Source organism: Neorhizobium sp. BETTINA12A, from assembly GCF_023006485.1.
Lineage (GTDB): Bacteria > Pseudomonadota > Alphaproteobacteria > Rhizobiales > Rhizobiaceae > Neorhizobium.
Genome location: NZ_JALBGW010000054.1, coordinates 17,185 through 28,446, shown reverse-complemented (window position 1 = coordinate 28,446; position 11,262 = coordinate 17,185). Strand labels below are relative to the sequence as shown.

Annotated in this window: 6 protein-coding genes and 1 pseudogene; 4 read left to right on the top strand and 3 right to left on the bottom strand. The window is 57.9% G+C overall.

What is annotated here, in order from left to right:
- Window positions 1–1,259: 1,259 nt before the first annotated feature.
- Window positions 1,260–2,363 carry an IS110 family transposase gene (locus MOV61_RS15255; protein ID WP_247137179.1) on the top strand — a complete coding sequence of 368 codons (1,104 nt, stop codon included), beginning with the start codon at window positions 1,260–1,262 and terminating at the stop codon, window positions 2,361–2,363.
- A 718-nt stretch (window positions 2,364–3,081) separates the two neighbouring features.
- On the opposite strand, the pseudogene MOV61_RS15250 reads toward MOV61_RS15255, so the two are convergent.
- Together MOV61_RS15250 and MOV61_RS15245 are read right to left on the bottom strand one after the other, a co-directional pair.
- Window positions 3,082–4,394, bottom strand: a pseudogene (locus tag MOV61_RS15250) (phage tail tape measure protein).
- 1,003 nt (window positions 4,395–5,397) lie between these two features.
- Window positions 5,398–5,988: a hypothetical protein gene (locus MOV61_RS15245; RefSeq protein ID WP_247137178.1), complete on the bottom strand. Its 591-nt coding sequence runs from the start codon at window positions 5,986–5,988 to the stop codon at window positions 5,398–5,400.
- Between the two features lie 855 nt (window positions 5,989–6,843).
- Here MOV61_RS15245 and MOV61_RS15240 point away from each other — a divergent pair.
- From MOV61_RS15240 to MOV61_RS15230, 3 genes are all read left to right on the top strand, one after another.
- Complete coding sequence (locus tag MOV61_RS15240) at window positions 6,844–7,779, top strand: GIY-YIG nuclease family protein (RefSeq protein WP_247137177.1); 936 nt, start codon at window positions 6,844–6,846, stop codon at window positions 7,777–7,779.
- Window positions 7,780–8,399: 620 nt separating this feature from the next.
- Complete coding sequence (locus tag MOV61_RS15235; protein ID WP_247137176.1) at window positions 8,400–8,585, top strand: hypothetical protein; 186 nt, start codon at window positions 8,400–8,402, stop codon at window positions 8,583–8,585.
- Window position 8,586: 1 nt separating this feature from the next.
- Window positions 8,587–10,311, top strand: a complete 1,725-nt coding sequence (locus MOV61_RS15230) for a hypothetical protein (RefSeq protein ID WP_247137175.1) — start codon at window positions 8,587–8,589, stop codon at window positions 10,309–10,311.
- Window positions 10,312–10,322: 11 nt separating this feature from the next.
- Here MOV61_RS15230 and MOV61_RS15225 read toward each other — a convergent pair whose 3' ends face one another.
- The gene (locus MOV61_RS15225; RefSeq protein ID WP_247137174.1) at window positions 10,323–11,249 is read right to left on the bottom strand and encodes a glycosyltransferase family 2 protein; all 927 of its coding nucleotides are present in this window, start codon (window positions 11,247–11,249) and stop codon (window positions 10,323–10,325) included.
- Window positions 11,250–11,262 lie beyond the last annotated feature (13 nt).

The following is an 11,262-nucleotide window of genomic DNA, read 5'->3' as shown; positions in this document are numbered from 1 at the left end:
TCAACTTGCGGTCAAAAACACGACGCATCCTAACGTCGCACAACCTACTTCGTGCAACCGTTTTGTGACGCCAACAACAAAAATGTGACAATGTGACAGGTATATTAGAAGAGACTCAGAGGGTGCGTGTAAAAATTGTGGACAGAACCATGACGCGAACTTTGGCCCGTGGCGCCGAGATAAACCAATTTGGTTACTTGAAAGGATAAGGCAGGCTACGCCACTAATGTTGTCAGTGCTGACTATGAAATGAGCATCGATTAAGGCGCTCGGGTCGGGATAGCTGTAAAGCTAACAATAGAGATGAAGGCGACCCTTCCGCTTTGGCGACCTTCCAGACCGGGTACCCAAGCCAATTCGTCGGCTTGGATCTCTATCCTCTGCAATTCGCCGTCCGGTCTGCGTGCATATGCCCGCGCAATCGATCCACAAGGTATCTACCTCGCTCATGTACTTGGACCCCGGCGTCGGAAACAGAACGGCCTCGACTTCCGTCGCTACGGACGGGAGCCCAATAGGGGCCGAGAGCGCCTTCTCCAGATCGTCCAGCCACTCTTTCTGACTATCTGGAGGATAGGTTCGCAGAAGGTAGGTAGCGAGCCACTCAATCATGAATTGATCAACCGCGGCCTGCGCCATCAGATGGATGACTGTATCTTCGCTGACGAGAAGCTTCCTATGCATCAGGCCACTCCGTATCCCGTGTCTGCATATATTCCGGCTATTTCGTCTCGCAATTGCTGGCCAATCCGCTGGGAAACATCACTCGCGATCTTCTCCGGGTCGTTAACGCCGTTGATGGTGAAGTGAGCCTGCACGGTAACGTTATAGGGGGAGGAGGACGATTCATCACCTCGACCTGTTGAACGCCTCGTGGCGCGCCGAGAGAATTGATCGTCTCGGCGTCGAGCTTGATCGGATTTACAGGCAGCGAAGATCCGCCCCTTGCACGCTCTCCCGACCGAATTGGTCCGAGGGCGAGCGGAGGGTCTGCAACGCGGCGCCAATCCCTAAATCATCAGCCGTCTTGCCCGGAAGCGTCTCGGTGGTGCTGCCGCCAATGCCGGCCGCTCGCGCACCTCGCGCAGCGTCCATCGCTTGTTGTGCGGAGACGCCTGGTAACGTCGGCTCTTTCGGCATCTGGGAGTCGACGTAGACTAAATGTTCGCCTGGGGCTGGGTGACCCGTCTCACAATATGCAGGTATCGAGGGTTGCGTAAGGTGACCCCGCACAGAGCCTCATGCATAGGAGACGGGCCATGGAAGAGACTATCACATATATCGGATTGGATGTTCACAAAGAGACGATTTCGGTGGCACTTGCCGATGGCGGTAAGCGCGGTGACGTGCGCGCGTTTGGCCAGATCGTAAACACACCAACGGCCTTGAGCCGCATGCTAGCCAAGCTTTCGCAGTCGGGCCGGACCCTCAAGTTTTGCTACGAAGCAGGACCTTGTGGCTACGGCATTCAGCGGCAACTCTCTGCCGCTGGCCATGATTGCGTGGTCGTGGCCCCGTCTTTGATCCCTAAAAAGCCCGGCGATCGCATAAAGACGGACCGCCGGGATGCCAACAATCTGGCAAGGCTTCATCGCGCTGGTGAACTGAACGCCGTCTGGATCCCCGATCCCGCCCATGAGGCGATGCGCGATCTGGTTCGGGCACGGCTTTCCGCGGTACGCAGCCTGCGGCAGGCACGCCAGCAGCTCAGTGGGTTTTTACTCCGACATGGCTTTCACTATAGCCGTTCAGCCTGGACGCAGATGCACCGTCGGTGGCTGGCGGACCTCCGCTTCGAGCAACCAGCCCACCATATCGTGCTCGAGGATCATATTGCGACGATCGAGGCGGCAACCGAGCGGCGCGATCGGCTGACGAAGCAAATCGAGATCATGTTAAGCGACTGGTCATTGGCTCCGGTGGTCCTCGCGCTGCAATCGCTTCGCGGCATGGCTCTGGTGACGGCCGCTACGATGATTGCCGAATTGGGCGATCTGAGCCGCTTCACAAATCCGCGTCAACTGATGGCCTATCTGGGGCTCGTACCATCGGAGCATTCGAGCGGTGGAACTCGCCGCCAGGGCGGAATTACGAAAGCTGGTAACGGAACAGCACGTCGCATGCTGATTGAAGCAGCTTGGAGCTATCGATTTCCTGCAAAGATCAGCCGCGAACAGTTGCTACGCCAAGAGCAGCTCCCAAAACCGATCCGCGACACGGCGTGGAAAGCACAAGTGCGACTGTGCAGTCGCTATCGAAAGCTCACCAAGGCCGGAAAGCCGGCGACAACCGTCACTACGGCGATTGCGCGCGAACTATCGGGCTTCGCCTGGTCAATTGCATGTCAGGTCGCGCCCCGTTGAACGCCGCTAAAGTCTAGATCATCGAGGAGGAAAAGAACCGATCAGAATTCATGTGCACCTGGGCGAGGCTGGGGGCACGGTCACGGCAGGAGAACCCTCGTTACAACTATCAGCCGGTTTAATTCCGACGCTGCCACCTAGACTGAGGAAGCTCCGCGACGCATCAGGTCCGGCGGTAACCAACCCGCGTATCAGAGCATGATCAACCGTCGTTCATTGACCGTGCCTCCTGCTTTCCCCAGGACGCACTCATACAAAACTCAACGTCCGAGAAGATCGGGCGTGACAATTTCTATTCCTGCTACTTGAAGAGGCGAACATGAGAGGTGTAAGCCTCGTACTCTGCCAGCGCTGTGCCGAGCGGACCCAGCAGGTTCCTGCCAGTCCATCCGAGAACCTTGAACAGATTTCTTCCCATGAGCCCTGCAACTGCGCCGCCGCCAGCGGCCGCCGCGCTTGCTCCCCCCGGCTGCAGCTGTCGCGGCTACAGGTGCCGCCAGAAGACCAGACAGCTGCTTCGCAACTTTGAAAATCCCGATTAGGGTAGAAGCGCCGCTCAATAACATCAGCGCGCCCGCCAACTTCCTCACTGTGCCGCAAGGAAGGTTATCCCGGCGCCCCAGGCCAAAATCTGCAAGCCATAGGGAGCCATATCAGCGAAGAACTGTGCGATCGGGTTTTCCTTCAGCGCCGCGTTCAACTCACGAATTGAGGCTCCCTAATCCTTGGCGTGCATGAAGATCCTGCCGAGTTGGTCCCCAGCGTTCGGATCGATCTTGCCGAAGAATATGTCGCCGAGATCCTCGATGACTTCGCGGATACCACCATATCCGAGACCTGCCGCGAAGCCTTTGATCGCGATCTCGTCGAAGACAGAAACGCGGGAGTCGAGTGTGTCGAGCACATACCCCATGCCGAGGGCAGCTTCCTTAATGGTCGGAAGCATCTGGTCGCCCATCTGCCAGAAACGGTTCGCAATCGTGCTCTGGATTAAATCCAGTGCATTGGCCGTGGTATCAGCACGCTGGACATATTCCTTAAAAGCGGAGCCGGAATATTTTGTCCTGTCGCTGACGCTGTCGAGGGCGTGTTCAAGCAGGCCCATATTTCCGATCAGCGGGGCAAACGCCTTTGCCTCGTCGCCGAAGAAATCGGACAAGAGGGCGAGATGCCGATCCTTCGGAGTCTTGGCGATCGCCGTCAGGACCTTGCGCAAGACCTTCGGCGCGTCCTTCTGCATCTCCTTTGCGATCTGCGGAAGATTGAGCCCCAGAGTTTCCGCTACCTCCTGTTGGCTCTTCTTTGCAGAAGCGCCGCGCGTCAGGGCCTTGACCACGCTCTGCATGGCAGTGCCGGCGGTCTCGGCTTCGGCGCCGGCCGCGATCATGGCGCTACCGATACCGGCAATCTGCTCTTTGGTGAAACCACCCATCTCGGCAAGAGCACCGACCCGCAGGATGTACGCGGTAATGTCCTTGGCCTTAGATGCCATATTGTTGGACAGGTGATTGATTGCGTCTGCCATGTCGCCGGTCTCGGCGACCGTCAAGCCGAGCTGCGTCTTAGTTTCGCAAGGCTTTCTCCAGCCTCGCCGGCGGACATATCGAACGCAATGCCGACACGGGCCGCCATCTCTGAAAAGGCCATGAGATCCGCCGTGGCAATGCCGGATTCGCCGGCCGCTGCGAACAACGCCGCGATGTCGTTGGCCGCTATCGGCAACTCGGTCGACATCTGGCGAATGGTCCTGCGCAGATTTTCGAACTGTTCCTCGTTCGCGTCCACCACCTTGCGGACGTCGGCAAACGCGGTCTCGAAGTCGATGGCCGCGCCGGCCGTGTTCTTGATGCCCTCCGAGACGCCGACATAGGCGCCCCCGAAGGCAAGCAGCTTGCCGCCGAGTGATCGGAAGCCGGCGGTAAACGATGATGCCTGGCGCTCGATCCCGCCAAGCGCAGCCGAAATGCCACGGGCGCGGCTTGAGACTTGGTCCAGCAGTGTGATTTTCAGTCGGCTTTCATGTGTCGACATCAGAGACTTCCCGCTCAACCTTGAATCCTTTAGCAACCTTTAGCGAGTTTCACGGGTCCACCTCAAAAAGATGGACTAACCCACTGTTTTTTCTTCATAAAGTTCTTTATGCCGCTCTTTAGTTCTTTAGGCTTCAGTTTTAGGGTCAGACTGGACAGATTCAGCAGTCGCGCCGCCCCGTAAGATGGTTTTCCCCTTGTACGGTCCCTTGATGGGGTGGGGTGGCAGGCTCCTCCCAATGAGCGAAAAGAGGAGCCTGCCGCCTCGCGAGCCGCCCCGGCATCTTGGGCGACCAGCGAAGGAGAATGGTAGCAGCCTCTTGCCAAGGAGCGGGCGGGAGCCTGCCGGTTTTGCTTCGGCCGCACCATGGAGAACCAGCAGGCGTCAGCTCACCAAAGGATTTTTCATACAGGAATCAACTCGTGCCCTGCTTGAGCACGACACTGGCTTCCGGCCTTGGAAATTCAAACGACCGAATGAATTTCCAGTTTTTCTCATTGATTTCATTCATTACATTTGAACCACGTTGGATCCCGCCCCGCTCTCAATAGGGCTCTCGAGGATCTGCTGAAGCCGTTTCGAGGCCGGAACACGAGAGTCCTTAGAGAGGATACGCCACCAGGTGGCGGCTGGCTCGGACGCTGGCGCGCACCCATGTCGTTCTCGCGGCCAGCGTGTCACGTGGTATCTCTGCAAACCAGCCACCATTAATTTCGACGCAGTAATTGCAGGCAGGCCCCGATACTCATCGCAGTTTCGCCACAGGTGCACGAGGAGAGCATCACGATCTGCTAGGCGCCGACGCTGGTCCGGCGATATCCCGCCCTGCCCTTGAGACCGATAACGGTAAACAAGCACGTCTCAAACTGGCTGGCGACGCATGCCTTTAGCCCGTCGCGCAATAGCTCCCGGCTTTCATCAGCCAGTTGGCGGCCACTGGTGAGGTTTTCCACAAGATCAGAAATAGCGCGAAGGGCATTGTCAAGACTTTGCCGAGAGGTTTTCAAGATCGCCTCCCGGCGCACGCAGGCTCTGCGCTGACCAATGATCCGATAGCGCGGTCAGTCATGAGCGGCGTCCAAAATTCGGACCCGCCATCTGCTGCAACTCCCGATGTCGAGGCGCCTTTAATCCCGACCCGAGTCCAGATTTCGGACTCGGCTTTCTCGTCACCATTAGAAAAAAGGTCCTGACTGGCGACCTTTTTCCGATGCACTTCCTGGACCGCATTTCTCTGCTCAACAGAAGAGATTCTTGATTCAGTCTCTGAAGTGCTCAAACGTTTGAACCCTATGGTTCGCTTGATCCAACCAAGCCACGAGGTGGAAACGATCCTAATAATGTGCGTTAGATGCTTGCCGTGTTCCTGCGGTCGCTCCCGCACACTGATGATCGGAGGCTGCTTTTCATCAGTCCTCTTACGGCCGCTGGCTTTCCGAACAGCATTCTGAACGGACGTGCGCCCGACACCAGCCAAGCGGGCGATCTCGTCGAGGCAGAGATCACAGAAGCCCTTGCTCCTGCATCGGTCCGCGATCACCGACAAAGCGGCGCGCTCGGCTTCGGAATAGCCGGCGCGGATCTGCGGGGGCATGTTGCCGCCCCCAGCCCATCTGCGACGGCGGCCAATTTCGTTCTGACGTTCTTGGGTGGTCGGGCGCCTGCGTGCGGCCTGTTTCACCACTCGAGCAGCAGCACTCGCAGCCGCCTGTCGGAGATGCGCTTGCGTCGCCGGCTTCGTCCCGCGACCGCTCGCGAAGAACTGGTCCCGCTCGCTGTCGGAACGTAACATGAGCCGAGTGCGGAGGAGCGCGGCGGACGGTTGATACTCGCTCATTGTCCCGCCCTCGGATATTCCAGGGCATGCGCCAACTTGGCAGCATCGATCGCCTGCAACGCCGTCAGACTGAACCGGCCTTTGAGGAATGGGATGACGGGACCGGAAACGGTCTCGCGATTGAGGAAAAGCCACCGGCCAGCAGCCTCGACGGGTGAGACACCGAGTTTTGAGAAACACTGAAAATCCTCAATGTTTCGAAGTGTCCCACATTCAGCTAAGCCGTTGGCAAATTGGGAAACCGATGGGCCGTCATCGCCCACCATTCACTTGAAAACCGAGCCTTCTAGCCTTGAATTTGGTCAGTGAGCCATTCAGGTGAGACATTGGCTTGCGCAATCCCACCTATATTCTGAAGTCACGCAACGGCGTTTTCTATCTGCGCCGGCCCCTCCCCCGTGAAATTCATCCACAGAAACTACCATCCGACATCACGGTATCGCTACCGGCCGCACCCCCATGGGGGAAAACGCTGAGCCAAGGGGGTTTTAAATACCCCTAGTAAGAATTTCTCGTTTTGTTACGAGAACTTTGCCCTCAACGGACTACCCATACGAGCACCAGACAACAGCAGTCGACCCATTCGATCAGTACAATCATAGAGCAAGCGCAGTGTCAGAGAACTTTGGTAAGTCCGTCCGCATACACCTCGTTGAAGGCAATCCGCAGGGAATTCTTACGGCGGAGATCATAAACTGGACGGGGCACGTCATCACGGCACCCCGATCCAAGCTTGCATCATTGCTTGCAAGAGACGAGATCGGCAAGGCGGGCGTCTACTTCTTGCTGGGCATTGACCCAGAAAATGACGGACAAAACCTAGTATACATCGGGCAAAGCGAAAATATTAGCAGAAGGCTAGCTCAGCACAACAAGGATGAGAAGAAATCATTCTGGGAAAAGACATGCGTCGTAACCAGCAAAGATCACAACCTTACTAGCGGCCACATAAAATACCTAGAAAGCCGACTTATCTCCGTGGCAAAGGCGTCTGGCTTGGTAAGTTTGACAAATGACACTGCACCGGATCCGTCAAATTTACCCGAGGCGGATCGAGCGGATATGGAATATTTTGTGGCTCAGCTTCGCTTGATACTACCACTCCTTGACTTTGCATTTCTACGAGAAGCCGCCACCATCAAACAAAACCCATCAAAGCCGAGTGCAAGTGCGGCGGCACCATCATTGTCCCCCATCTTTGAGCTAACAAGTAAAATGCACAGCTTGACCGCACATGCCCAAGAAATCGATGGGGAATTCACCGTTCAAGAGGGATCACTATGCCGTTCTTCATGGGAGGGAACAGCAACCCATACTTATAGAAGCCTATGGGAGACCCTAGCACACCAAGGAAAGATTGGGCCCGACGACACGGGACGTTGGCTCTTCAAAGAAAATGTGGCGTTTTCCAGTCCCAGCGCAGCAGCAGCCATAATATATGGAAGAGCTGCCAATGGCCGCTCCGCGTGGAGGGTACAGGGCACGACTGAGAGTTACGACCAATGGCAGAACCAGACACTACCTCAAGTTCCCGATGCAGCCGAATAGGGATAAGCGAGTATCAACCGCGCATGGAGCAGTAGAGCATTGCGCGCACCTACGCCGTCATTTAGCTTAGCACACAGGAGGGAGACATCGTGTCTCCCTCGCCGCTGGCCGGGTTCGAGTAATTCAAGGCTTTAAGCGGATGGTGGACACTCTCTCGCCCACCATTCCCGCGCTCTTTCCTGCCTCTACTCCGAATTTTCCTGCTTCCGGAAGATCGTTTCGCTACGTCTAGCGCTTCAGTTTTCGGCCGAGCGCGCCCGATCTCACTTGGTTCTTTTGGCTATCACGGGGAAGAACATCCGCCGTGAGCGCGACAGCTCGCTCCATTCCGGCCGCCCCATAGCCTCCTGTTCGTGAAGCATATCAGGAATTTGGCCTATACGCCGTTCCACACGGCGGCAGCCATTCATCGAATCTTTCCCGCCACTTCGTCCCCGCTCCTCAACCCGTTCCTAAAATCAGGTTCTGAAACACCCGCCGGCAGTTAACCGACCGGCCGGGCTTGGAACCGAGGAGACAGGAATGGGAAAGCACCACCTCAGACACGGAACTAACGTCACAGGTGCCGGATGCGTTCGAATCGGCGGGGGCCGGACGGCGAGCGTTCGCGGCGGGAGGAGATGATGCTGGATCTTGGACTTTCCCTGACCGGTCCCGGCACTTTTTCCATCGGCGGCGGTGAGCCGCCCGAAGGCGACGGGTTCACCCTGATGGATGCCGAAGGCAATGCGCTTGCCGACGCAGAAAACAATCAGCTCACCATCAGCCAACTCGCGATCCGCCGATTCATCGGCCTGGAGGACTGACATGATGCCATCTCGCCAAATTCCGAAACTCTACATTCCCTCCGATTCCACCGAAGCGGCGATCCGGGCCGTACATGCGGCAGCGGTCGCAGCAGGCGGCGGAGGCACTATTCTGCTGCCGGATGCGGTGATTACGCTCACGGCGCCGCTCCCGGTCGCTTCCGGCGTCGGTTACCAGGGGGTACAGCCGGTGCTGAACTATCTGAACGACACACTCCCGGACAGCGGATGGGATTTCGCGGGTGGCACCGTGCTTACCGGCGACGGCTCGTTTCCCGCTTTTGCCGCCAATGACGTCGACCTTGGCTCGCCATCCGGAACGATCACTGCCGACTGCATTACCGGCTGGCGATGCGAGCATATCGGCTTTACCGGCTTCACGCGCGCCATCAGCATCGGCGCTGTGAACAATATCGGCCTGCAATTTTCCGCCATCCATGATCTCTTCATTCGCGACTGCAGCGACTGGGGCATATTCCTTGCCAATTTCATGCACACGGACGTTTGCCGGGTCTGGACGCATCTCTGCGAAAACGGCCAGTATTATGCGTCATTGCTGTCGGGCTCGACATTGATGCCTGGAAACAGCCGCTTCGATTCGCTCTTCAACATCATTCCGGCCGATGGACGGGACAATCGGCTCTGCCGGGGTATCGTATTCGAAGCCGGGGGTGACGGCGCTCGTCTGAACGAAATGTATGTCGACCGCATTCAAAACAATGCCTTCAACCGGGCCGAACTTGTGGCCAGCGCGACCTTCTCGAACGGCTCGGCGAATATCGCCGTTGCCGACGGCGGCAAATTCCGGGCGCGCATGCCGGTCGCGTTCACGAGCAGCAATTACGGGATCACCGCCGGACGGGTCTATGTCGTCAAATCGGTGACGGGCAACGCGATCCAGATCGGCAACGCCTTCACCTCCCCGGCCACAATCGCATCCGGCAGCGGCTCGCTGACGCTCTCGTCCTGGGGCATGCCCTGTTTCGAACTGGGCACCAGCAACGAAGGCGCGTTCGTCTCCAATTCACGCTTCTTCGGCGTGGATGCGGAAGGCGGCTCCGGCGCCGGGATTTACGTGGAGAACGCGCAGGGCTGCGACCTCAACATCTCCGAAGTGCCCGGCGACAAGAATGCCGACGTCGTCGGGCGCGCGACCGGCTTCAGCCGGTTCTACAGCAGCAACACGACGATTACCGATTTCGACACAGCCTCTGCCACCAGCCAGTTTCACGGGGCGCGCGGAATTGGCCGCCACGCGATGCTATCAGGTCTGTGGACCGATCAGACCCGCAACGGATTGGCGGCATTCAACATTCGCGGCGACGCAGGGGAAAACCAAGGCGATCTGGAAGTCAGGGGCGGCAACAGCTTCATCTATCCCCGCTTCGGAATGGGAATGAAGTCGACGCTCAAGACCGCAAACACCGTGCTGCATCCGCTGGATGCCGGCCTCGTCACCTTCGACGCCGCGTCGGCGCTCGTCTGCACGCTGCCCGCGATCACCAGTTCGTCGGATGCGTCGTCGCTGGTGGGATTGCCGTTTCATATCGTCAATGCCGGATCGGAGGATTTGGCGGTCAATACCAACGGCACCCAGCTCTTCAACAAGATCTCCGGTAAGACCGGCTATATCCTGAATGCCGGCGAAAGCCTGCTGGTGGTCGCCGCCGAAGGAGCGGGCTCGACGCTCTTCTGGGCGGCCTTCCCGAATGTGGGCGTTGCTTGAATCGCTGCACTTCACGGGCTGTCGCTTCCGAGCGGCAGCCCCGTCAATCGCGCCAGCGTCGCGCGCTTTTCCTCGAGCGTTGTTAGCGAACGGAGCGACCGGTCGAATTCCATGACCTTCGCGCCGACGAGGAAACGGTACCAGCAGCCTTGCAGAACATGGTAGATCAGCCCTTCACGACCATCAAGGAAGCCGAGTTGGCCTATATAGCGGAACAGGAAATAGCCGAGCGCGGCGACAGGGAACGGGAGCCGGTTATAGATCTGCTCCTTGATGCGCCGCTTGATGGTGGCCTGTCGCGACGACGCTTCTCTCGATAGTCCCAAATCCTCCGGAAACAGACCGTAACGCCGGCCCAGCACATCGACAGCTTCACGGGTTGCATATCGGTTATGTTTGCCCGTGAAGAAGCTGAGATCGTTGAGATTGTGATCAGAGAACGGCGCGTCGAAAAGGGCTATGCTGCCGCCCTTCACGACGATGTGCTCGTCCATCCAGCGGTCTTCGACATGTCCCTGCCCCCGCCGCCAGATGCGGGTGAGGATGAGCGGATACCGTCCGCCATGGCGGATCCAGCGTCCGAGGAAGATGTGTCTTCTCTTGAGGTTCACGCCTGCGACATTGGCAGCGAGAGTGGGAAGCTTCTCAGCGATCTCCACCGCCAGTTCAGGTTCGATCACCTCATCCGCGTCGAGCCGCATGATCCAGTCGGCCGTGATCGGCGCATTGTCGAGCCCCCACTGGAACTGCCTGGAATAATTGATCCAGGGATTGCTGAGCACGGTTGCGCCAAGCGACCGGGCAATCTCGACCGTGCCGTCGGTCGAGAAACAATCGATGACGAAGACCTGGGAGGCGAAGGGCGCGACGCTTTGCAGCGCGCGGGCGATATGGCGCTCTTCGTTATAGGTGAGGATGAGGACGGCAAGGCTGGCCATTCGACGACTTGTC

What these genes read in the sequence shown, in the direction of transcription:
- MOV61_RS15255 (WP_247137179.1), top strand. Translation starts at nt 1,260, where the DNA reads ATGGAAGAGACTATCACATATATCGGATTGGATGTTCACAAAGAGACG.
- MOV61_RS15235 (WP_247137176.1), top strand. Translation starts at nt 8,400, where the DNA reads ATGATGCTGGATCTTGGACTTTCCCTGACCGGTCCCGGCACTTTTTCC.
- MOV61_RS15230 (WP_247137175.1), top strand. Translation starts at nt 8,587, where the DNA reads ATGATGCCATCTCGCCAAATTCCGAAACTCTACATTCCCTCCGATTCC.
- MOV61_RS15225 (WP_247137174.1), bottom strand. Translation starts at nt 11,249, where the DNA reads ATGGCCAGCCTTGCCGTCCTCATCCTCACCTATAACGAAGAGCGCCAT.
- MOV61_RS15245 (WP_247137178.1), bottom strand. Translation starts at nt 5,988, where the DNA reads ATGCCCCCGCAGATCCGCGCCGGCTATTCCGAAGCCGAGCGCGCCGCT.